Source organism: Pontibaca methylaminivorans (genome assembly GCF_900156525.1).
GTDB lineage: Bacteria > Pseudomonadota > Alphaproteobacteria > Rhodobacterales > Rhodobacteraceae > Pontibaca > Pontibaca methylaminivorans.
Genome location: NZ_FTPS01000001.1, coordinates 841,628 through 862,264, shown reverse-complemented (window position 1 = coordinate 862,264; position 20,637 = coordinate 841,628). Strand labels below are relative to the sequence as shown.

The following is a 20,637-nucleotide window of genomic DNA, read 5'->3' as shown; positions in this document are numbered from 1 at the left end:
TGGCGTTGCAGGAAGGAACGGGATTATGCTTGAAATCAGGGATTTGCACGTCGAGCTTGCCGAGCAGGACAAGGCCATCCTCAAGGGGCTGAGCCTTGATGTCGGGGCCGGCGAAGTGCATGCGATCATGGGGCCGAACGGGTCCGGTAAATCGACGCTCGCCTATGTGCTTTCGGGGCGGCCGGGTTACGAGGTGATGTCGGGCAGCGCGACGCTCGACGGGACCGATCTTCTGGACCTCGATCCCGAGGACCGCGCCGCGGCGGGGCTGTTCCTTGCCTTCCAGTATCCGGTCGAAATCCCGGGCGTCGGCAACATGACATTCCTGCGCACCGCGCTGAATGCACAGCGCAAGGCACGCGGCGAGGCGGAGCTCAGTTCGGCCGATTTCCTCAAGCTGGTGCGCGAACATGCGAAGGATCTGAAGATCGACGCCGAGATGCTCAAGCGCCCGGTCAATGTCGGATTTTCGGGAGGCGAGAAAAAGCGCAACGAAATCCTGCAGATGGCCATGCTCGCGCCGCGCATGTGCATCCTCGACGAGACCGATTCGGGGCTTGATGTGGACGCGATGAAGCTGGTTGCGGATGGCGTGAACAGCCTGCGCAGCCCCGAGCGCGGCTTTCTTCTGATCACCCATTATCAGCGGCTGCTCAATCACATCCAGCCCGACGTGGTGCATATCATGGCCGACGGGCGGATCGTGAAATCGGGCGGGCCGGAACTCGCGATCGAGGTCGAGAACAACGGTTACGCCGATATCCTGGCCGAGGTGGCGTGACATGGCACTTCCCGAGATCAAGCAGAACGCGACCGACGCGCGGCTTGCCGCGCTCACCTTACCCGAAGGCGGCTGGAGCGCGCCTGCACGGCGGGCCGCGCTCGAGCGGGTGCAGCGGATGGGGATGCCCTGGCGGCGCGACGAATACTGGCGCTTCACGCGGCCCGAACAGTTGGTGCAGCCGACGCCGCCCGCGGCGGCCGCATTTGCCGGCGCCGACGCCATGCCCTTCGAGGAGATCGACCAGCTTCGCATCGTCTTCGTGGACGGGGTGTTCGATGCCGAGGCTTCGGATGACCTTGCGCTTGAGGGCGTGCGGATCGAACGCCTGGCCGAGACCGCCGCAGCGGATATTCACTGGGCACGGGACATTTACGGCACGCTCGAAGAGCGCGGTCAGAGCCCCGTCGCCCGTCCGCTCGCGGCGCTGAACACCGCTTTTGCAACCGACGGTGCCCTGATCCATGTGATGGCGACCCCGTCAAAGCCGATCGGAATCATCTATCGCCATGAATCCGAAAGCTCCGACCCGATGCTGCATCATATCGTGCGGGTGGATGCCGGGGCCGAGGTGACCGTGCTCGAAAACGGGGCCGGCGGGGCGCGGTTCAGTTCCTGCACCGAGATCGACATCGCCGACGGGGGCAAACTGCACCATGTGCGCGCGCAGGGGCGCGATCACGACCGCAGCGCCGCCACCCATGTCTTTGCGCAACTGGGCACGGGATCGGTCTTCAAGTCCTTCACCATGACGCTGAACGGGCATCTGATCCGCAACGAGACGGTGGTGGAACTGACCGGACGCGATGCGCTGACCCATATCGCCGGGGCCTGTGTGGGTGATGGCGATTTTCACCACGACGACACGGTGTTCATCACCCATAGCGCGCCCCATTGCGAAAGCCGCCAGGTGTTCAAGAAGGTGCTGCGCAACGGTGCCGTGGGCGTCTTCCAGGGCAAGATCCTGGTGCGGCCCGATGCGCAGAAGACCGACGCCTATCAGCTCAGCCAGTCGCTGATGCTGGATCACGACAGCCAGTTCCTGGCCAAGCCGGAGCTCGAGATCCACGCCGATGACGTGGCCTGTTCCCACGGCTGCACGAGCGGCGCCATCGACGAGGTGGGGCTGTTCTACCTGCGGTCGCGCGGGGTGCCCGAGGCGCGGGCGGTCGATCTTCTGACGCTGGCCTTCCTGGGCGAGGCGGTCGACGAGATCGAGGACGAGCGTCTCTCCGAGGACGTGGTCACGTGTCTCGAAGGTTGGCTCGACCGGCGCCGCTGAATGGCGGTCACGCGCGATATTGTCGCCACTTACGGCGCGCCGCGCCGCGTGATGGGGCGGCTGCTTGCGATGGGCGAGCGCGAGGATCGCGCGCTCGTCTTTCTCATGGGCGCCTGCGTCCTGGTCTTTGTCGCGCAGATGCCGCGTCTTGCCCGCGAGGCCCATCTTGGCGGCGAGGATCTGAACATGCTGATGGGCAGCGCGCTGCTCGGGCTCGTGTTCATCGCCCCGCTTGCGCTTTACGGCGTGGCGGCGCTCTCGCATGTGGTGGCACGCGTCATCGGCGGCAGGGGAAGCTGGTTCGGAGCGCGGCTCGCGCTGTTCTGGTCGCTGCTCGCCTCGACGCCGCTGCTGCTGCTGCACGGGCTGGTGGCGGGGTTCATCGGCCCCGGCCCCGCGCTTTCGGGGGTTGGCATTCTCTGGTGGCTGGTGTTTGCGTGGTTCTGGATTTCGTCGCTGGTCGAGGCGGAACGGCGGACTGACAAAGGGGCGGCGTGATGATCGCGATCAACTGGAACATGCTGATCCTGCAGACGCTCGCCCGCCCGGCCGAGGCGGCGAAGGCATTGATCGGGCTGCGCCTTGCGCCAATGGTGCTGTGGACGGCGCTGTTCCTCGTCGCGGTGCTGAATGCCTTCCTGTTTGCCCTGTCGGGGGTGCTGTTGCCGCCGCCGCCGGAATTCGCGGCAATGCTGCCGTCACCGTTCTTTTTCCTGCTGATCGTCACCGTTACGCTGGTGCTGAGCGTGGTGGCGGTGCATCGCGCCGGGCGGATGATCGGGGGAACGGGCACGCTCGAGGATATTCTCGTGCTCGTGGTCTGGCTTCAGGCGCTCCGCCTCGGGGTGCAGGTGCTGGCGCTGGTGCTGGCGCTGGCGGTTCCGCCGCTTTCGGCGCTGGTGGTCTTTGCCGCGCTGTTCTACGGCATCTTCATCATGCTGCATTTCATCAACCAGGCCCATGGATTCGGCTCGCTGCTGCGGGCGGCCGGAGTGCTGATCGTGTCGGCCCTCGTCGGCCTTCTGGCGGTGTCCCTGCTTCTCAGCGTGGTTGGCAGCTCGATTCTGGAGGCCCCGGTTCATGTATGACATCGACAAGATCCGTTCCGATTTCCCGATCCTGTCGCGCGAGATCAACGGCAGGCCGCTGGTCTATCTCGACAACGGGGCCTCGGCCCAGAAGCCGCAGGCGGTCATCGACGCCGTGTTGCGCGGCTATGCCGAGGAATATTCCAACGTCCATCGCGGGCTGCATCACCTTTCCAACATCGCGACCGAGAAATACGAAGCCGTGCGCGGCACCATCGCGCGGTTCCTGAAGGCCCCGGACGAACACGAGATCGTCATGAATTCGGGCTCGACCGAGGGGATCAACATGATCGCCTATGGCTGGGCCATGCCGCGCATGCAGGCGGGCGACGAGATCGTGCTGTCGGTGATGGAACACCACGCCAATATCGTGCCCTGGCATTTCCTGCGCGAACGTCAGGGCGTGGTGCTGAAATGGGTGGATGCGGATGCGACCGGGGCGCTCGACCCGGAAAAGGTGATCGACGCCATCGGGCCGCGCACGAAACTGGTTGCGGTGACCCATTGTTCGAACGTGCTCGGCACCGTCGTCGACGTGAAGGCGATCACCGAAGGCGCCCATGCAACGGGCGTGCCGGTGCTGGTCGACGGCAGTCAGGGCGCGGTTCACCTGCCGGTCGACGTGGCCGACATCGGCTGCGATTTCTACGCCATCACCGGGCACAAGCTTTATGGCCCGTCGGGGTCGGGCGCGATCTATGTGAAATCGGAACGCATGGCCGAGATGCGCCCCTTCATCGGCGGCGGCGACATGATCCGCGAAGTCACGAAAGAGCGCGTGACCTATGCCGATCCACCGCTAAAGTTCGAAGCCGGGACCCCGGGAATCGTGCAGATCATCGGGCTTGGCGCGGCGCTCGAATATCTGATGGATCTGGGCATGCACAATATCGCCGCGCACGAAGGCGGCCTGCGTGACTATGCCCGCGAGCGCCTGGACGGGCTGAACTGGCTCAACCAGCAGGGAACGACGCCCGACAAGGCGGCGATCTTTTCCTTTACCCTGAACGGCGCCGCCCATGCCCATGACATTTCGACGATCCTCGACAAGAAGGGCGTTGCCGTGCGTGCCGGGCATCACTGTGCCGAGCCGCTGATGGCCTTCCTCGGGCTGAACGCGACCTGCCGCGCCTCCTTCGGGCTTTACAATACGCGCGAGGAGGTCGATGCGCTGGTCGATGCGCTCGAACTGGCCAATGATCTGCTGGGCTGAGCGCATTGACGATTGCACCGCCCCCAGCTTGCGGCTATACCCCGCCCCCATGACCGTTGCCACGACCATCCGGCCCCGACGCAGGGCCGGCAGGCCGGACGACGCGTTCATGCCCCGCGACCCGTCGCGCGGGCCGGGCACCCGTAGCTCAGCTGGATAGAGTGTCGGCCTCCGAAGCCGAAGGTCACAGGTTCGAATCCTGTCGGGTGCGCCATTTCAGAACAGAACTCTGAACGCCGAACGCCGCCGGTTTCCCGCTTGAAGCGGCAACCAGCGTTCGCAGCAACTCCGACTTCGATCCCATGATGCGAACCTCGTCATCCGCGACCTCGACGCGCTGCGCCAGCGCGCGCAGGTGGTCGCGGCGGTAGCCTCCACCGTCGAGGCGTATCCGCTCACGAGCCTTGCGGGCGAACCCCTTGAGCATGTCGGGGCTGACGCCCTGATTGCCTGAACTGTCGAGGGCGAGCTGCGTGCGCTCCGCCTCGGCGGCGGCTTGATCCCGCAACGCCTTGAGGCTCGCCATGCGTTCCTTCGCCATCGCATCGTCCTTGTCCACCATGCCGGCTTCGATGGCGTCAAAGAGACGGCCGAGCCGTTGGTCGGCTTCCGCGATTCGCCTTTGAAGCTCGGCAAGATGCTCTCGGCGACGTTCGGTGCGCTCCTGCCGCCGGTCGATGACGCTGGCGAGCACGGTTTCCAGCCGCTTGGGCTGGAGCAGACGTTCCCCGATATGATCGGCGACCAGATGGTCCAGCTTGTCCATCGGGATCGTGCGGCCCTTGCAACCAGTCTTGCCCTGCCGCGCTTTGGTCGAGCAGGTGTAATAGCGGTATGTCTGCCCTGCGCTACCTCGGCCGGTGCGAAGCGTCATCGCGCCCCCGCATTTGGCGCAGAAGCAAATGCCGGTCAGCAGGGTCGGGCCGCTGGAGACACGCGCGGGCGTCATCATCGGATTCCGGCGTCTTGCCGTAATGGGTTGCTGGTCGTTTGAAGATGCTCATGAGCGGTCACTTTCGGAAAGGTTGACGGAGGAACCGGAGCCGTGGCTGTCGCCGGAGCGGACGGCATGTGCGGTCATGGTGGTGCCGTGGTTCATGGCCTGCCGGCGCTGCATTCGCTGCGCCCAAGCCGGAGGGCTGCCGGCCGGGCTGGACGGCGCGGCTGCGGGATCGGCGCTTGCGCCGCCGACCGTGCCCATGGTCGAGCAGCCACCCGACGCGCCGAAGCCGGCCTTTGCGCCAGCGGAAAAGCTGGATTTGATGCTTTCGCTTGCTTGGGATGTTGCGCTGGAGGCTGCACGTTTGAGCGGCGAGACGGCGGCCGAGCCTGCCGCTCGGGCGACGCCGCCGAGGCCGGAGGCAACGCCCGCCGCCCCGGTCTGGCCGAGCGAGCCGAGGCTATAGGCAGCGGTCGCCGCGCCCGCGGCGGTCGCGCCTCCCCGAACGGCCGCGGCTCCACCGGGCAGGGCAGCAGCGCCGCCCTTCGCGGCAAGCATGGCCCCACCGCCAGCCGCCGCACCGCCCGCAAGCACCATGCCGCCCGCAGCGAGGCCGGTTCCCACGGCAGCACCCGCGCCGAGCTGCGGGCCGCCCGAAACGATGCCGTTTGCTATGCCGGGGCCGAAGATGCCGAGGCCGAGCAGCGACAGCGCGGCGAGCACAATCGCCATGGCGTCGTCGATGGTCGGGGTTGCCCCGCCGAACCCGGCCGTGAACTGTGAGAACAGCGTCGAGCCGATGCCGATGATGACGGCGAGCACCAGAACCTTGATGCCGGAAGACACCACGTTGCCAAGCACCTTTTCGGCCATGAAGGCCGGTGCCCGACGCCATGAGGCCGAGGCCGGCGAAGCTCTCGAAGACGATCCGGGCGAGGTTGTTCCAGTTGCCGATGATGTAGGCGAAGACGCCCACGAACAGGGTCTTTTTCACCAGCCGGGCGATAATATCGTCATCCGCGCCCCAGGCCCAGAACAGCGCGGCGAGCGTCACGTCGATGACGATCAACGTGGTGGCAATGAAGGCGACTTCGCCGCCGAGCAGGCCGAACCCCGAGTCGATGTAGGAGGTGAAGACCCCAAGGAAACTGTCGATGACGCCGGTGTTCCCCATCTCAGCGCCCTTCGCTGGATTGCGGTGTGGCGGGCGCTGCTGTCACGGCCGAGGAAGCGTTCGCGGGATTCAGCCCAGGCGGCGAGGCAGCCGGCATCGCTGGCGGCTGCCTCGCCGAGCTGCTGGCAGCGGCGCAGGGTTGCGCGCAGGGGATCGGCCGGGGACTGGAAGACCGACGCCGGGGGCGGCGCGGAAGGTTCGTCCTTCCGCGCCATGTCGATTGCGGTCGCCGTGACGGCAATGGCGACGAACACCACGGCCCCGAGGCGGGCCAGCATCTTGCCGTCCATGGCGAGCCTCCCGGTCAGTTGTTGCCGTTGTTGAACATCTGGGCATTGCCCGGCTGGTAGCCGGCGCCGGGTGTCAGGAACCGCTCGCGCTGGATGCGGCCCTGTTCGGCGGCGGTCGCGCGCTCTGCCTCCGACAAGGCGTTTGCCCGGCCATTGGCCGAGATGACCGCGATCAAGTCCGAAAGCTGCTGGCTTTACAGCGCGAGAAGCTGGTTGCCCGCCTGCGTGGCCTGCAATGCGCCGGTCGCGCCCTGGCTCTGGCCGACCAGCGCCGCCATCTCGGCACGGTTGCTGTCGATATTGCCGACCGCGCCCGCCTGAACGCGCATGGCGTCCTGCAAGCCGCCGACCGTGTTCTCCCAACGGCTGCGCGCATCGGCGACAAGTTGGGCGTCGGTGGTCGAAAGCGAGACGTTGCCGTATTGGCTCTGGAACGCCTGGTCGATCTGGCCGACCTCGAAGGCGATATTCTGCGCCTGCCCGAGAAGCTGTTGCGTCCGGCTGACATTCTGCTGGAGTTGCTGGAGCGAGGAATATGGCAGGCTCGCCAGATTGCGCGCCTGGTTGATGAGCATCTGCGCTTCGTTCTGAAGGCTGGTGATCTGGTTATTGATCTGCTCCAGCGTGCGCGCTGCCGTGAGCACGTTCTGCGCATAGTTGCTCGGGTCATAGACGATGCGGCCGAAGCCGAATTGCGCATGGGCCGGGCTTGCCAGCATGCGCGATGAGCGCATCGACCGCGTTCAGGACTTTTCCGCCAAGCGCGGCGTCGTTCATTCCGAGGTATTGCTGCCGGACAATGCGCCCGAACACCTTGGCGACCGCGAACGGCTCTGGAACGATGTTGAAGCCTTCGAGGTCAGGAAGGATGCCCAGCTTGCCCGCGAGGTGGAGTTCGCCATTCCGCGCGAGATGACGCAGGCGCAGGGGATCGAACTTGCCCGCGACTTCGCACAGTCGGAGTTTGTCGATCAGGGCATGATCGCCGACCTCAATGTGCATTGGGACATCGGCGAGGACGGGATGCCGAAGCCCCATGCCCATGTCATGCTCACCATGCGCAGCGTGGACGAGAACGGCTTCGGCCAGAAGGTGCGGGACTGGAACCGCACGGAGATGGTGGAGCGGTGGCGCGAACGCTGGGCCGAGCATGTCAACGAACGTCTGGCCGAACTCGACATTGACGCCCGCATCGACCATCGCAGCCTTGAGGCGCAGGGCATCGCCTTGGAGCCGCAAAGCCAGATCGGCGCACCTGCGCAGCGGATCGAGGGTGAAGGGATCGAGGCCGCCGACCGCGCGGAAATGCACCGCGAGATCGCCCGCAACAACGGCGAGCGCATCATCGCCGACCCATCGGTGGCGCTGGACGCGATCACACATCAACAATCCACCTTCACGCGGCGCGACATGGCGATGTTCGCACCGGCACAGCGACGGCATCGACCAGTTCAACGAGGTGGTGGGCGCGATGCGTGGTTCGCCCGATCTGGTCGAGCTTGGGTAGGACGGACGCGGCGAGGATCGGTTCACCACCCGCGACATGATCGAGGCGGAACAGCGCCTGCATCGCGCGGCGGAAATAATGGCCGAAAAGGAGCGGCACGAAGTCAGCGAGAAAGACAGACTCGACGCCCTTGCCCGCGCCGAGCAGCGCGGCCTTGTCCTGTCCGGCGAGCAGGCCGATGCGCTGGCGCATGTCACGGACGGGCGCGACCTTGGCATTGTCGTCGGTTACGCCGGAACGGGAAAGAGCGCCATGTTGGGCGTGGCGCGCGAGGCTTGGGAGGCGTCCGGCTTTGAAGTCCGAGGCGTGGCGCTATCCGGCATCGCGGCGGAGAATCTGGAAAGCGGATCGGGCATCGCGTCCCGCACCATCGCCAGCATGGAACACGGCTGGAAGAATGGCCGCGACATGCTCACCAGCCGCGATGTGCTTGTTATCGACGAAGCGGGCATGGTCGGCACGCGGCAGTTGGAGCGTGTGCTGTCTCATGCCGCCGAGGCTGGCGCAAAGGTCGTATTAGTCGGCGATCCGCAGCAGCTTCAATCCATCGAAGCAGGCGCGGCGTTCCGCTCGATTCACGAGCGCCACGGCGGCGCGGAAATCGGCGAGGTTCGCCGCCAGCGTGAGGACTGGCAGCGGAACGCCACGCGCGATCTGGCGACCGGCAGGACCGGCGATGCGATCAGCGCCTATGACAGTCATGACATGGTGCATGAATCCCAGACCCGCGAGCAGGCCCGCGACGATCTGATCGACCGCTGGGACCGAGACCGGCAGGCGTCACCGGACGCGAGCCGCATTATCCTCACCCACACCAATGCCGAGGTGCGGGAACTCAACGAAGCCGCCCGCGACAGGATGCGGGATGCTGGCGATCTTGGCGAGGACGTGCGTGTGACGGTCGAACGCGGCGAACGCAGCTTCGCTACCGGGGATCGCGTCATGTTTCTGCAAAACGAACGCGACCTTGGCGTGAAGAACGGCACCCTCGGCACTATCGAACAGGTCAGCGCGCAAAGCATGACCGTGCAGACCGACGATGGCCGCTCCATTGCCTTCGACCTCAAGGACTACAACCGCATCGACCACGGCTATGCGGTGACCATCCACAAGGCGCAGGGCATGACCGTGGATCGCACGCATGTTCTGGCGACTCCCGGCATGGACACGCACGGCAGCTATGTCGCCCTGTCCCGCCACCGCGACGGCATGGACCTGCATTACGGCCGCGACGACTTCGCCAATCAGGACAAGCTCATCAACACCCTGTCGCGTGATCGGGCCAAGGACATGGCGACTGACTACGAACAGATCGACCCGGCGCAGGATTATGCCGAGCGGCGCGGCATCCCCTTCCGCGCCCGTGTCGCCGAGATCATGCGCAAGCTGATGCCCGAGCGCGTGCGCGATGCATTGGACGGCTTCATCGACAGCCTGCGCGCGCCCGGCGAACCTGCACTCGTGGCTGGGCCGGAACGGGAGGCGGCGCGGCAGGAGGTGCAGCGGAATGTCGAGAAGGTTGCGCAGGAGGCCGGGATGGAACCGGAGGAGCTCCTGCACCGCATGCGCAAGGAGCAGGCGTTTATCCGCCATGCCCGTGTGGTGGACGCGATCTTCATGGCCCAGGATCAGGGCAGGGCCGAAACGCCCCAGCAGGTGCAAGACCTGCACGAAGCCCGCGCGGCCTTCAATGACCTGAGGCCAGACGGCGCGCGCGATGCCGAGGCTGTTTACAAGCGGAATCCCCAGCTTGCGATGGAGGCGGCATCCGGCGATCCCGACCGCGCCGCGCCTGTCAAGCGAGCCATTTGCATGGAAGCCGAAATGCGCAGGAACCCCGACCTGCGCGCGGACCATTTCGTGGAACGCTTCAACAAGCTCGACCGGGCCAGCGAACGCCAATATGCGGCGGGCAACTATTCCGGCTACAGGGCTGCCCGCGCTGAAATGGGCAAAATGGCGATGAGCCTTGAACGCGATCCGCAGATGGAATCCCTGCTTGAAATTCGCAAGAAGCAGCTCGGCATCGACATGGATTTCGACTCAGGTATGAGGCTCGGGCGTCAACTTGCCCTCAGTCACGGCCTTGGCAGAGGCCGAGGCATCGGATTGTAGAGCGTAAAACCATCCTATTTACCGCCGTTTCTACGCTATACTACTAAGGCACCTAAATAATTGTTGCACAACGATAATTCGTTGCGCTCACTGGTCTCTGCAATCGTCAGAAACAACCAGTAGGAGGCAGCAGGACCATGCGCCAGCCAGACCGCATCATCCGCATGAAAACCGTTCTTGCCCGAACTGGCCTGTCCCGGTCCACCATCTACCGCAAGATCGCCGAAGGCACCTTCCCACGCCAGATGAAGATCAGCGCCAACGGCGCGGGCTGGCATGAATCCGACATTAATCGCTGGATCGCCTACCCTGCCGGGTGGAAGCCGCGCGGCGAGTTCGACTTCTATGACTTCTGATCGCAGGGACGACAGGGAGAAGCAAAGACCGGCGAACGACAACCGCCCGCCCGATGGACAGGAGGCCGGGCGCGAGGTCGATGCGTCGGAGCGGCTGGACGCGGTGGTGCTGTCCATCGCCCGCCTGATCGGCAGGCGCATGGCCCGCGAGGACTTCGAGAAGGCCATGCGCGCTGCCAATGACAACAAGCCGAAATCCGACAACGAGCAGGAGCCATCTTGATCTTCCTAATTGGTACGGGTAATATCCGTACATGAAGGAGGCAGCTATGGCCCAGATACTTCCCAATCGTGACGACCGCATCGAGTTGCGCACCACGCGCGACGAAAAGCGGCTTCTCACCGCCGCCGCCGCCCATGAGCGGCTAGACGTGACCAGCTTCATCATGCGCGCTGTCCTGCCGGCCGCGCGCGATGTGGTCGAGAACGCCGAACGCATCTCGCTTTCGGAGCGGGATTCCCTGCGCGTGCTTGATCTTCTGGAAAACCCGCCGGCCCCGACGCCGGCCCTGCTTGCCGCCGCGCGCCGCCGTATCGCCCGAGGCGGCAAGAGTGCTTGACTGGCGGGAAGAAGCCATCGGACGCCACCATGACCGCAAGGCGTTCGATTGCGGCACGCCGGAACTGAATGAATATCTGCGCCGGCACGCCCGCCAGAACCATGAGGGCGGGGGCTCCAAGACCTTCGTGGCGGTGTCCCCGACAGCGCCCGAAGCCATTCTCGGCTACTATTCCATCAGTCCGGCCTCGATTGCCTTCGCGAAAGTCCCCGCCACGCTCACGAAGGGATTAGGGCGCTACGAGGTTGCCGTGTATCGGCTCGCCCGTCTGGCGGTATCGCTTCCGATGCAAGGTCAGGGACTTGGCGGCGATCTTTTGCTGGCGGCGGGCGCAAGGGCGCTTGCCGTGGCGGCACAGGTCGGCGGGGTGGCGCTGGCTATCGACGCCAAGGACGAGAAGGCCGCGCACTGGTACGAGCGTTTTGGCGCAATGCCGTTGCTCGACAGCAGCCCGCTTAGCCTGATCCTGCCATTCAAGACCATTATCGACGCTCTGGATACCGCGCAGAGCGAATGACCGATCAGTAGAAGGAACAACAAGAATGATCCGCATTGCCCTTTACGCCCGTTATTCGTCCGAGAACCAGCGTGACGCCTCCATCGAGGACCAGTTGCGCCAGTGCCGCGAACGCGCCGAGCGCGAGGGCTGGACCGTGGTGGAGAGCTATTCCGACCGGGCCATTTCCGGGTCGTCCATGTTCCGCGCCGGCATCCGGGCGCTGCTGGCCGACGCGCAGGCGGGGCGATTCGATATGGTGCTGTCCGAGGCGCTGAACCGCATCAGCCGCGATCAGGAGGACGTGGCCGCCGTCTATAAACGCCTGCGCTTCGCCGGCGTCTCCATCGTCACCTTGTCCGAAGGCGAGATCAACGAGCTTCATGTCGGCCTCAAAGGCACCATGAACGCCCTGTTTATCAAAGACCTCGCCATCAAGACCCATCGCGGTCAGCGCGGGCGCGTGGAGGCCGGAAAGGCGGGCAGCGGCAAGGCCGCTTATGGCTATCGCGTCGTCCACCAGCTTGACGCCAACGGCGAGCCGATCCGGGGCGAACGCGCTATCGTGGAGGACGAGGCCGAGGTGGTGCGCCGCATCTTCCGCGAATACGCCAGCGGCCGAAGCCCCAAGGAGATCGCGTTTCAGTTGAACCGCGAGGGCGTCCCCGGTCCCAAGAAACGCCCGTGGATCGACGCAATGATCCGGGGCAATCCCGTCGCCGGGACCGGCATCCTCAACAACGAGCTTTATGCCGGGGTTCTCGCATGGAACCGGCAGCGCTTCATCAAGAACCCCGAGACCGGCACGCGCATATCGCGCATCAATCCCGAAAGCGAATGGATCAGGGCCGAGGTTCCGCATCTGCGGATCGTGGACGATGCGCTCTGGCAGGCGGTACGCGAGCGCCAGCGCGGCATATCGGCCCTGTTCGGCCCCAACCTTGCCAACACCCGCGAGGGCCGCGCCAAGCGGCTGCATCTGACCAACCGGCCCGTCACCCTTCTTTCCGGCCTGCTCACCTGCGGCTGCTGCGGCGGCAGGATCAGCATGGTGATGACCGACCGCTATGCCTGCCGCAACCATCTGCGCAAAGGCATTTGCGACAACGCACGCACCATTCGGCGCGACGAGATCGAGGCGCGCGTGCTGGCGGGGCTGAAAGAGAAACTGGTGTCGTCCGAAGCCGTCGCGGAAGCGGTGTGCGCCTATGCCAAGGAAACCAACCGGCTCAATCGTGACCGCCGCGCGCAGGCGGACGTGGGCCAGAAGGCGCTACAGAAGATCGAGCGCGCCATTGCCGGCATCATGGCGGCTATCGAGGACGGGCTGTATCAGCCGTCGATGAAAGCGCGGATGAACGAGCTTGAGCGCGATAAGGCCGAGATCATCGCCCGCATGGCGCAGGCACCCGCCGATGTGCCGGACGTGCATCCCAACATCGCCAACGTCTATCGCAGGAACGTGGAGCGGTTCACCGAAGCCCTCAACGATCCCGATGGCGGCAGGGAAGCAGCCGAGGCGCTGCGCTCGCTCATCGGCGAGATCGTTCTGACCCCCGGCCCAAAGCGGGGCGAGGTTCATGCCGAACTGCGCGGCGAGCTTATGGGCATTCTCGCTTTTGCCACCGACCAGAAGCCCAAGCAGAACATTCGCTTTATGCCGCCAGTGGCATCTTGTGCGTGATGGACACGAGCTTGACGCCATTCTTCGCGAGCTTCCGGACATAGACTCCATCTCGAAGTGATCGCGGAAGAAACGCGAGAAGCTATGCACCACGACAATATCGAAGGGCGCTGGCTTGGAGATATCCGCTCAACGAATTGACATCCGGCTTCGGTTAATCGGACGCCCCGAGCGTGGCGCTCGAACAGGAGGATGCCAAGGTCTTCTTCCAGCGCCTTCACGCGGGCGCTGACGCTGGATTGCGCTACGCCGAGCGCGTTGGCGGCGTGGCGGAAGTTCAGATATTCGGCGACTGCCAACGTCTGAATCAAGGATACGGGCGGGATGCGTGAACCGAGCGCGGTTGGCACTCCCCGTTGACGGTCGATCATTGGTGCTGAATGTCGCCGCCGCATCTTCCCGCCACCTATAAGATAGCGAGGGAGCGAATTATCCAGCCTAGCCCGCGAGAAAAGCTCTCGTCCCAGTCATCGGGTTCACTCTCGATCTGGGATGAAAGGGCTGGATATTCTGCCGCATTTTCCCGAAGGAAGGAGGTAACGCGCGCCCGCGTTTCTGCTTCATTTCCGGCTTGCCACGCTACCTGCGTAGCAACCGAACCGAGCATGAAGTTTGACAATGTATATCCCGCATGGACAACATCGACCTCCGGCAAACCTGTCCTTTTGAGGGTCGCACGAAGATGCTCAGATCGGGCCAAGGCATTGGGGCCGAGCAGCGGTCGGAAGCCAAACAGACTAGTTGACCAAGGATGCCGTAAAAGCGTCTGCCGCCATTCGGTCAGGAAGCGGGCCACCTCCTTCTCCCATTCCAACGGCTCTGTTGGCAGGGGGATTTCACCAAGGACGCTGTCCAGTGCGAGTTCGAGCACATCGTCGCGTGTCTCGACATGCCAGTAGAGGGATGCGGCGCCAGCGTTCAGATGTTCCGCTAGTTTGCGGATCGTCAAGCCGTCTTGGCCCAGCATGTCCAGAATCTCGACAGCGGCTTGGACGATACGATCCCGCGTCAGCGCCGGAACGTCGCGCGCACGTTTGGCCGGTTTCAGCCAGATCGTTGAGGAACCGCGATCCGTTCCTGATCGCCCGTTCTTTGCCATTCCCGCCTCCCGTAAACTTGACAGTCGAGCGCGTCCTAGTGCACTACTCTATCACTCAAACACTGTTCGAGTCAAAGGCCATTGATCTATAGTGCGGTATGGCGAGTCTGTCGGAACGCCGCGCCACGATAGCCGACGCCGCATCGTGCCGCAGATGGAAGTAATCGACACAACAACGGAAGCAAGAATGAGCAATCCAAACGATGCCCTCGGCAGTTCCGTAGATCGAAGTTTCCTTGCAGTTTTGCCGATCTCAGACGGCGTGGTGACGATCCGGGCCATGTCGGACGCGGACGCAGAAGCCTATGCTACCGGAACGACCGATGCACTGGTCAGGCAGTTCGCGCATCTGCCATTGACAGAATATACGCCGCAGATCGTTCGTGACATGATCCAAGGCGTGATTGCAGACGGATTGCGCGACGGAACCTTGGCCGTCCTGACGATCTCGGACGCAAGCTCGAATTCGTTTCTCGGAAGTCTAGTGATCTTTGACGTGAAGCCGGATGATGCGGAAGTTGGCTATTGGGTCGCGCCTGAGCATCGTGGCCGAAAGGTATCGGGCCGCGCCCTCACGCTGGCCGTAGAAATGGCCCGTAAGCTGGGCCTGAGAAAGCTCCGTGCTCGAACGGTTCAAGAAAACCCTGCATCGGAGAGGGTTCTTCTCAACGCGGGATTTGAACAGGTGGGTGACGCCAGGCCAGAGATTGTTCCCTCCGGCAAGACCGAAATGAGTGTGAACTATCTCGTCGAGGTTTGAGGCATGAGGGTGTCACTTAGATGCCCAGCCCCTCTGCCGCCACAACTGCCACGCCACCACCTCGCACGATGCCCATAACCTCGCGGCATTGACCAGCCGCTAAGGGACAAGGGTGAACTCATGGGATTTCACGACCACGGCGAACTTGCCGCTGACGTTCTCGCCGTCCGTGGCGGCGCGCAACGGCGGCGTCTTGCTCTCCATCATCTCCGTATCGACGTTGGCGCTTATATGAGGTTTTGGCCAAAACCACCGAAAACAGGCCAATATGGGCCTATGGTGCCGCTCAAAACCCAGCAAAGCCAGAGCTTTGCGCAAAATCGCGGCACGCCGCCCCTCAAAACCATGGTGCCGAAATCGGTCGCCTAACCAGTGTGCAGACAACAATAATTTCCAGAAGCGGCCCGATATGGTGCCGTCTTCTGTAATCTTGCCCTCGTAAAATCCGTCTCTTTCGCCCATAAGGCCGGTTCCCGATTTTACACTGAACACGCCCATTTCTCGCATGAACGCTGCTGAGAAATCCTCCGCTAAAGGCGCATAGTTGCGGCTGTCGCTCTGCAAAACGGCTACCGGATTGGCGCCGATCTGACGCATATTTGATGCAGCTTAGGCCCGCGAACACGTAATGCATTACCTCGCGCCGCACCGACTAATCGGGCGGAATGAAACTGTCGTCGGCCGCGTTAATTCGCTGAAGGCTTAGGGATCGACTAGCGAGATTCGGGCAAGGGTTCGATCCTTCGCTCTCGCCATATCCGCCTATTCTAAAGTCCACTCAACCTTTGAGAGTAGCCAGCCGAGTGGAAAATGATGTTCCATCCCGTATTCCCGACAGGTAACAGTCTCTCGAATAAAGAAGCTAGGTGCCTCGGCTTTCCTGATCTTAAAAGCCGTGTCGCATCCCGGACAATTCATAAATTCCTTCATCGTCGAATTTACGAATCTCAAAAGCGGAGGTCTTCCTTTAAGGAAAATAGCTCCATAAACTCCCAATGATGTAAGCAATAACCAATTCTTATATTTTTCTTTAACCGCACCCATTCGGCTGTAGAGTTCGATCTGAATGAGATTCATAAACATGAGTGTTTTTGCCAAATCGGCATAAATATTCTCATATATATCATTATCAAGAGGATTCTTAAATATAAAATTTATATTTAGCTGTTCAGTCGCTATGTGTGGGTTTCTTGTGACAAGGTGAGTTGCCTTATCAAACAGAGGTGCCAGCCCATATTCGTTCTTCCGATCATAGATGATGCTATATATCTGATCAGAAGCAATGAAATCGGATCCCTTGCATTTTCCCTTCGCTCCTTCAATTAGAGAAATCTTCTTTTCGGGGGAGATTTCTCCTTGATCAAACGTCTTTGCGGGGTCCAACTTCAGATTTTCGAGGAATTCAGCTTCGTCAGCACAAATCCACGAAGCCAATATGAAACCCTCTTTGAGAGGCTTTCGCATAAGCGACAATGCTACTGTGAATTTCTTCTTTTCTAGAGATATCAGAGCTTCATAAAGAAAATGAAGCATGTCAGAAAATAGAACCATGTTAATGGTATTTAGTATTGCACGATCTGCGAATTTAGATCGCCCAGTGCTATTCAGAAAATCGATGACGCTCTCGCTTGACTCAAGGAGGTCCCTTTCGGATTCGTCTGATAGCGAAACCGAAACCTCGTTTGCTCCCGTAGATTCCATCTCGACCAGAAGGGCAGCCATCTGGTCATGCAGATGAAAGCAAAACTCATGTGCTGCATGATATTTCTCAGGCAGATGACGTAAACGCGCTTCGTCAATGACACCAATTCTGGACATGTTTTCCCACAGACGCTTGCTCAATGATTCAACTTAGAAAACCTTATCACGGTAGGCCAAAACCGCTGTCGATATATCGAGTGAACCCTGAGAGCATTGTTGATGACGCCCGTGTCCCCTGTGCTCAGCCCGCATCCCTGCGATCGCGGTCAAGAAGCGGTCGTGCATTTCGGCCAGACGCGCAGCTATACCGACCAACTGCTGTTGGCCCCGCGAGGCGGTCTTTAGATATCTATCGAACAAGGAGAGGTAACGCGGCAGCAGCCGCGCCGGCCTGGAGGCGAACGCGCTTCCACATTGCGCTGTAGTGAGCCGGAGGGCCGCCAGTGACAAAGCCCCGGCGCGAAAGCGCCGGGACCGTCTGAACCTTGGAAAGGCGCCACGAAATGGAAACGGTCGGAAATCCGGCGTGATTTCAATGGATTCCGGCTGGCCTTCGACCATCTATTTTATAGGGCTATAGCGTAGATGTAGCTGTCATCTTCACCCAGCGCGGCGCGCCATTTACTCCAACCCCCTTTGATTGACTGGCTGATTTTTGGGTTTCCAATGCCAAATCGTTGCTCCCTCTGCCGGGGCAGGCCAGCCGCGTTCAGGATCGCTCCACCGTCATTCCCGCCGCTTGCCACTCGGGCAGGCCGTCTGCCAGGCGGCGTGCGGCCAGGCCCCGTTTGCGCAGTTGCGCGACGGCCTCGTACGACATGATGCACCAGGGACCGCGGCAATAGGCGACGATTTCGCGGCCGGTGCGGAGTTCGGCCACGCGACTGTCGAGTTCGGACAGCGGCACGTTGATCGCCCCGGGCAGATGGCCGAGCGCGAATTCGTCCGGGGGCCGCAGGTCGATGACGGTGACGATGCCGTCCTCCATGCGTGCGGCCAGTTCCTCGCGCGAGACCGGCTCCATATCGTCGCGGCGGTCGAACCAGTCGCGGATCACATGGTCCACTTCGGCCGAATGGCGCTCGGCGACCGTGCGAATCGCGGCGAATGCGGCAAGCACGCTGTCGTCCGCCAGATGATAGTTGACGAACTTGCCATCGCGTTGCGACCTCACGAGTCCCGCCCGCCGCATCGCCTGGAGATGCTGCGAAACATTGGCGATCGGCAGGCCGAGCCTGGTCGCCAGCGCATCGACGCTGCGCGGCCCCTGCGCCAGGTGTTCGACCAGTTCCAGCCGCAGGGGATTGCCGAACGCCTTCGCCACGATAGCGAACTGGTCGTAGAGGGTGTGCTTCGGGTTGCGGATTGACATGGTGGAGGGATCGACGCTAGTTCGCTCAATGAAATTATTGAATGTAAAATAGCACGACGCCCCGGGGAGGGGCAACGCCATCGTGACCACGCGCCGCGTTCTCAATGATCCGCCCCGCAAGACCGGGCGTTGCCGCGACGTCCCGCAGCCGGCCCGTGCATGCGGGGCAGGCCGGACAGCGCCGGATGCCACCATGACAAGCTGCGCCCGGCGCGGAGCCATGGGCGACCCGGCCGCCGCCCCCATGATCGCCGCCAGGGGGCCGGTCGTCTGATGGCGCGCGCCTCGATGCATGGACAGGTCTTCCTGCTCGCCAGCGCGCAGGCGCTGTTTCAGACGGTATCGGTGCTCGTCATGACGGTGGGGGCGCTTGCCGGCGCCAAGATCGCCGCGCGGCCGGAGCTTGCGACGCTGCCGATTGCGGCCATGTTCCTCGGCACTGCCGTCGTGACCTTCCCGGCCTCGATGTGGATGACGCGCGTCGGGCGGCGGGCCGGCTTCGTGCTCGGCGCGCTGCTCGGGGTGGTCGGTGGCATGTCCGGCGCGGCCGGCATCTGGGCCGGTTCGTTGCTGCTCCTGTCTTTTGGTGCTTTCCTTGTCGGCGCCTACCAGGCATTCGCGCAATTCTATCGTTTCGCCGCGGGCGAGGTAGCGGATGACGCCTTCCGGCCGCGCGCGATCTCGCTGGTGATGGCGGGGGCGTCGTGGCGGCGCTCGCCGGGCCGCTGGTCGGCCGCTATGGCGCGAACCTGCTTTCCGCCGAATATGCCGGCTCTTTCCTGCTCGTGGCGCTGGTGTCGATGGGCGGGGCGGGCGTGCTGCTCGGGCTTCGCATCCCGGCTCCGAAAGCGGAGACCGCAGCCGCAGGGGCCGGCCGCCCCCTGCCGGCGATCGTCCTGCAGCCGGCCTATCTGGTAGCGCTGTTCGGCGCGGCGACCGGTTATGGCATCATGATCCTCGCCATGACCGCGACGCCGCTTGCTATGGTGCACCACCATCACGACCTGTCGGCGGCCGCGACGGTCATCCAGCTCCATGTGCTGGGAATGTTCCTGCCGTCCTTCTTCACCGGGGCGCTGATTGCCCGCTTTGGCGTGCTTCAGGTGATGCTGATCGGCGTCCTTGTCCTGGCCGGCCATGTCGTGCTGACCTTGACCGGCACCGGCTTCGGCTCTTTTGCCGGTGCGCTGGTCCTGCTTGGGGTGGGCTGGAACTTTCTTTATATCGGGGGCACGGCGCTGCTGACGACAACATATGCGCCGATTGAGCGCGGCAAGGCGCAGGCGACCAACGACATGACCATCTTCGTTGTCGGCCTTGTCTGTTCCTTCGGCGCCGCCGCGTTGCTCCAGGTCTTTGGCTGGCAAATGATGAACCTGCTGTTGCTGCCCTGGCTCGGCCTGGCCGCTCTCGCCCTTGTCTGGCTCGGCTGGCGCAATCGCAAGCTGCTCTCGGCCCCGGCATGAGCCGGCGGCCACTCCGGATCATGCGGGGAGGCCTGCCGCGCGAAACCTGCACATGAGCCATGCCGAGAAACGACCGATGTTCGCGAGGGCGGTCCCCAGCATCGCTTGACGACGCCCCGATCCCTTCACCATGAGCAAGCTGGAAAAAGGGTCCGTTCCGGCGTAAGGGGTCTGGACGAAGCAGAACCAGAGGGAACCGCCATGACCACCCGTGACATGGTTTTCATCGCATTGTTCGCGGCGATCATGGGCGCGCTTGCCGTGTTTCCGCCGGTCACCCTGCCGATGATCGGCGTTCCGATCACGGCGCAGTCCATGGGTGTGATGCTCGCGGGCGGGGTGCTTGGCGCCTGGCGGGGGGCGGCGGCGATTCTGCTGTTTCTTGGCCTTGTCGCGATCGGCCTGCCGCTGCTGCCCGGGGGGCACGGGGGCTTTGGCGTCTTTTTCGGGCCGACCGCGGGGTTCCTCATCGGATTCGTTCCGGCGGCCTTCGTCACCGGCCTGCTGGTCGAGCGGTTCTGGAACCGGCTCGGTTTTCCGCTGGCGGCGCTTCTGTGCTTTGGCGGCGGGGTGCTCGTGCTGTATGCGTTCGGTGTTCCGTGGATCGCGGTTTCGGCGCGGATCTCTCCGCTTGCGGCGCTCACCGGATCGCTCGTGTTCATTCCGGGCGACATCGTGAAATGCCTGATCGCGGCGAGCGTGATCATGACCGTGCGCCGGTCGTATCCGGTGATTTCGCGCTGAAGGGGCGCC

Annotated in this window: 20 protein-coding genes, 1 tRNA gene and 4 pseudogenes; 16 read left to right on the top strand and 9 right to left on the bottom strand. The window is 63.0% G+C overall.

The features are described 5' to 3' along the window. The first annotated feature begins 25 nt into the window (after positions 1-25). From sufC to B0B01_RS04185, 6 genes are all read left to right on the top strand, one after another. Positions 26-781 (top strand): Fe-S cluster assembly ATPase SufC, encoded by a 756-nt coding sequence (gene sufC, locus B0B01_RS04210; protein ID WP_076647832.1) that lies wholly within the window; start codon positions 26-28, stop codon positions 779-781. 1 nt (position 782) lies between these two features. Then, entirely contained in the window at positions 783-2,063 is a 1,281-nt protein-coding gene (locus B0B01_RS04205) for a SufB/SufD family protein (RefSeq protein ID WP_076647828.1), read from the top strand. Next, positions 2,064-2,561, top strand: a complete 498-nt coding sequence (locus tag B0B01_RS04200; RefSeq protein ID WP_076647824.1) for a YIP1 family protein — start codon at positions 2,064-2,066, stop codon at positions 2,559-2,561. Next, the gene (locus B0B01_RS04195; protein ID WP_076647820.1) at positions 2,561-3,151 is read left to right on the top strand and encodes a YIP1 family protein; all 591 of its coding nucleotides are present in this window, start codon (positions 2,561-2,563) and stop codon (positions 3,149-3,151) included. Before B0B01_RS04200 ends, B0B01_RS04195 begins: the two co-directional genes overlap by 1 nt. Beyond that, complete coding sequence (locus B0B01_RS04190; protein ID WP_076647817.1) at positions 3,144-4,364, top strand: cysteine desulfurase; 1,221 nt, start codon at positions 3,144-3,146, stop codon at positions 4,362-4,364. Before B0B01_RS04195 ends, B0B01_RS04190 begins: the two co-directional genes overlap by 8 nt. A 137-nt stretch (positions 4,365-4,501) precedes the next feature. Continuing rightward, a tRNA-Arg gene (locus B0B01_RS04185) sits at positions 4,502-4,578 on the top strand. Here the strand turns inward: B0B01_RS04185 and B0B01_RS04180 are convergent. From B0B01_RS04180 to trbJ, 4 genes and pseudogenes are all read right to left on the bottom strand, one after another. Then, the gene (locus B0B01_RS04180; RefSeq protein WP_083946034.1) at positions 4,549-5,316 is read right to left on the bottom strand and encodes a recombinase zinc ribbon domain-containing protein; all 768 of its coding nucleotides are present in this window, start codon (positions 5,314-5,316) and stop codon (positions 4,549-4,551) included. The genes B0B01_RS04185 and B0B01_RS04180 overlap by 30 nt on opposite strands. Before the next feature lie 48 nt (positions 5,317-5,364). Then, a pseudogene (locus B0B01_RS04175) lies at positions 5,365-6,478 on the bottom strand (type IV secretion system protein). A 1-nt stretch (position 6,479) separates the two neighbouring features. Further along, positions 6,480-6,768, bottom strand: a pseudogene (trbK-alt, locus tag B0B01_RS04170) (putative entry exclusion protein TrbK-alt). 14 nt (positions 6,769-6,782) lie between these two features. Then, a pseudogene (gene trbJ / locus B0B01_RS04165) lies at positions 6,783-7,502 on the bottom strand (P-type conjugative transfer protein TrbJ). Between trbJ and mobQ the strand changes: the two are divergent. From mobQ to B0B01_RS04135, 7 genes and pseudogenes are all read left to right on the top strand, one after another. Further along, positions 7,444-7,980: pseudogene (gene mobQ / locus B0B01_RS13400) on the top strand (MobQ family relaxase); the annotation flags it as partial. The pseudogenes trbJ and mobQ overlap by 59 nt on opposite strands. Positions 7,981-8,311: 331 nt before the next feature. Continuing rightward, positions 8,312-10,390 carry an AAA family ATPase gene (locus B0B01_RS04160; protein ID WP_234967702.1) on the top strand — a complete coding sequence of 693 codons (2,079 nt, stop codon included), beginning with the start codon at positions 8,312-8,314 and terminating at the stop codon, positions 10,388-10,390. 137 nt (positions 10,391-10,527) lie between these two features. Beyond that, positions 10,528-10,746, top strand: coding sequence for a helix-turn-helix transcriptional regulator (locus tag B0B01_RS04155; RefSeq protein ID WP_076647814.1), 219 nt, complete (start codon positions 10,528-10,530; stop codon positions 10,744-10,746). After that, positions 10,736-10,969, top strand: coding sequence for a hypothetical protein (locus B0B01_RS13260; protein ID WP_076647811.1), 234 nt, complete (start codon positions 10,736-10,738; stop codon positions 10,967-10,969). Before B0B01_RS04155 ends, B0B01_RS13260 begins: the two co-directional genes overlap by 11 nt. A 46-nt stretch (positions 10,970-11,015) precedes the next feature. Next, complete coding sequence (locus B0B01_RS04145; RefSeq protein ID WP_076647808.1) at positions 11,016-11,306, top strand: type II toxin-antitoxin system TacA family antitoxin; 291 nt, start codon at positions 11,016-11,018, stop codon at positions 11,304-11,306. Continuing rightward, positions 11,299-11,823 carry a GNAT family N-acetyltransferase gene (locus B0B01_RS04140; protein WP_076647805.1) on the top strand — a complete coding sequence of 175 codons (525 nt, stop codon included), beginning with the start codon at positions 11,299-11,301 and terminating at the stop codon, positions 11,821-11,823. The genes B0B01_RS04145 and B0B01_RS04140 overlap by 8 nt, the downstream gene beginning before the upstream one ends. Positions 11,824-11,848: 25 nt before the next feature. Further along, the gene (locus tag B0B01_RS04135) at positions 11,849-13,486 is read left to right on the top strand and encodes a recombinase family protein (protein WP_076647802.1); all 1,638 of its coding nucleotides are present in this window, start codon (positions 11,849-11,851) and stop codon (positions 13,484-13,486) included. Here the strand turns inward: B0B01_RS04135 and B0B01_RS13535 are convergent. Both B0B01_RS13535 and B0B01_RS04125 read right to left on the bottom strand, forming a co-directional pair. Then, positions 13,381-13,857: a helix-turn-helix domain-containing protein gene (locus B0B01_RS13535; protein WP_327082980.1), complete on the bottom strand. Its 477-nt coding sequence runs from the start codon at positions 13,855-13,857 to the stop codon at positions 13,381-13,383. The genes B0B01_RS04135 and B0B01_RS13535 overlap by 106 nt on opposite strands. Positions 13,858-13,892: 35 nt before the next feature. Beyond that, positions 13,893-14,585 (bottom strand): TetR/AcrR family transcriptional regulator C-terminal domain-containing protein, encoded by a 693-nt coding sequence (locus B0B01_RS04125; protein WP_076647799.1) that lies wholly within the window; start codon positions 14,583-14,585, stop codon positions 13,893-13,895. 187 nt (positions 14,586-14,772) lie between these two features. Here B0B01_RS04125 and B0B01_RS04120 point away from each other — a divergent pair, with 187 nt between their 5' ends. Further along, positions 14,773-15,345 carry a GNAT family N-acetyltransferase gene (locus B0B01_RS04120; protein ID WP_076647796.1) on the top strand — a complete coding sequence of 191 codons (573 nt, stop codon included), beginning with the start codon at positions 14,773-14,775 and terminating at the stop codon, positions 15,343-15,345. A gap of 99 nt (positions 15,346-15,444) precedes the next feature. On the opposite strand, the gene B0B01_RS13010 is transcribed toward B0B01_RS04120, so the two are convergent. From B0B01_RS13010 to B0B01_RS13395, 3 genes are all read right to left on the bottom strand, one after another. Next, entirely contained in the window at positions 15,445-15,942 is a 498-nt protein-coding gene (locus B0B01_RS13010; RefSeq protein ID WP_076647793.1) for a hypothetical protein, read from the bottom strand. Positions 15,943-16,107: 165 nt separating this feature from the next. Beyond that, a complete protein-coding gene (locus B0B01_RS13005; protein ID WP_143733008.1) occupies positions 16,108-17,067 on the bottom strand; it encodes a hypothetical protein in 960 nt (319 codons plus the stop codon). A gap of 688 nt (positions 17,068-17,755) precedes the next feature. After that, the gene (locus tag B0B01_RS13395) at positions 17,756-19,042 is read right to left on the bottom strand and encodes an ArsR/SmtB family transcription factor (protein WP_234967701.1); all 1,287 of its coding nucleotides are present in this window, start codon (positions 19,040-19,042) and stop codon (positions 17,756-17,758) included. Positions 19,043-19,122: 80 nt separating this feature from the next. Here B0B01_RS13395 and B0B01_RS13255 point away from each other — a divergent pair, with 80 nt between their 5' ends. Continuing rightward, the gene (locus B0B01_RS13255) at positions 19,123-19,884 is read left to right on the top strand and encodes an MFS transporter (protein WP_200805404.1); all 762 of its coding nucleotides are present in this window, start codon (positions 19,123-19,125) and stop codon (positions 19,882-19,884) included. Between the two features lie 201 nt (positions 19,885-20,085). Further along, the gene (locus tag B0B01_RS04100) at positions 20,086-20,628 is read left to right on the top strand and encodes a biotin transporter BioY (RefSeq protein ID WP_076647786.1); all 543 of its coding nucleotides are present in this window, start codon (positions 20,086-20,088) and stop codon (positions 20,626-20,628) included. Positions 20,629-20,637 lie beyond the last annotated feature (9 nt).

What these genes read in the sequence shown, in the direction of transcription:
- B0B01_RS13010 (WP_076647793.1), bottom strand. Translation starts at nt 15,942, where the DNA reads ATGCGTCAGATCGGCGCCAATCCGGTAGCCGTTTTGCAGAGCGACAGC.
- B0B01_RS04145 (WP_076647808.1), top strand. Translation starts at nt 11,016, where the DNA reads ATGGCCCAGATACTTCCCAATCGTGACGACCGCATCGAGTTGCGCACC.
- B0B01_RS04205 (WP_076647828.1), top strand. Translation starts at nt 783, where the DNA reads ATGGCACTTCCCGAGATCAAGCAGAACGCGACCGACGCGCGGCTTGCC.
- B0B01_RS13005 (WP_143733008.1), bottom strand. Translation starts at nt 17,067, where the DNA reads ATGGCTGCCCTTCTGGTCGAGATGGAATCTACGGGAGCAAACGAGGTT.
- B0B01_RS04160 (WP_234967702.1), top strand. Translation starts at nt 8,312, where the DNA reads ATGATCGAGGCGGAACAGCGCCTGCATCGCGCGGCGGAAATAATGGCC.
- B0B01_RS04155 (WP_076647814.1), top strand. Translation starts at nt 10,528, where the DNA reads ATGCGCCAGCCAGACCGCATCATCCGCATGAAAACCGTTCTTGCCCGA.
- B0B01_RS04125 (WP_076647799.1), bottom strand. Translation starts at nt 14,585, where the DNA reads ATGGCAAAGAACGGGCGATCAGGAACGGATCGCGGTTCCTCAACGATC.
- B0B01_RS04180 (WP_083946034.1), bottom strand. Translation starts at nt 5,316, where the DNA reads ATGATGACGCCCGCGCGTGTCTCCAGCGGCCCGACCCTGCTGACCGGC.
- B0B01_RS04100 (WP_076647786.1), top strand. Translation starts at nt 20,086, where the DNA reads ATGACCACCCGTGACATGGTTTTCATCGCATTGTTCGCGGCGATCATG.
- B0B01_RS13260 (WP_076647811.1), top strand. Translation starts at nt 10,736, where the DNA reads ATGACTTCTGATCGCAGGGACGACAGGGAGAAGCAAAGACCGGCGAAC.
- B0B01_RS04200 (WP_076647824.1), top strand. Translation starts at nt 2,064, where the DNA reads ATGGCGGTCACGCGCGATATTGTCGCCACTTACGGCGCGCCGCGCCGC.
- B0B01_RS04135 (WP_076647802.1), top strand. Translation starts at nt 11,849, where the DNA reads ATGATCCGCATTGCCCTTTACGCCCGTTATTCGTCCGAGAACCAGCGT.
- B0B01_RS04195 (WP_076647820.1), top strand. Translation starts at nt 2,561, where the DNA reads ATGATCGCGATCAACTGGAACATGCTGATCCTGCAGACGCTCGCCCGC.
- B0B01_RS04120 (WP_076647796.1), top strand. Translation starts at nt 14,773, where the DNA reads ATGAGCAATCCAAACGATGCCCTCGGCAGTTCCGTAGATCGAAGTTTC.
- B0B01_RS13535 (WP_327082980.1), bottom strand. Translation starts at nt 13,857, where the DNA reads ATGATCGACCGTCAACGGGGAGTGCCAACCGCGCTCGGTTCACGCATC.
- sufC (WP_076647832.1), top strand. Translation starts at nt 26, where the DNA reads ATGCTTGAAATCAGGGATTTGCACGTCGAGCTTGCCGAGCAGGACAAG.
- B0B01_RS04190 (WP_076647817.1), top strand. Translation starts at nt 3,144, where the DNA reads ATGTATGACATCGACAAGATCCGTTCCGATTTCCCGATCCTGTCGCGC.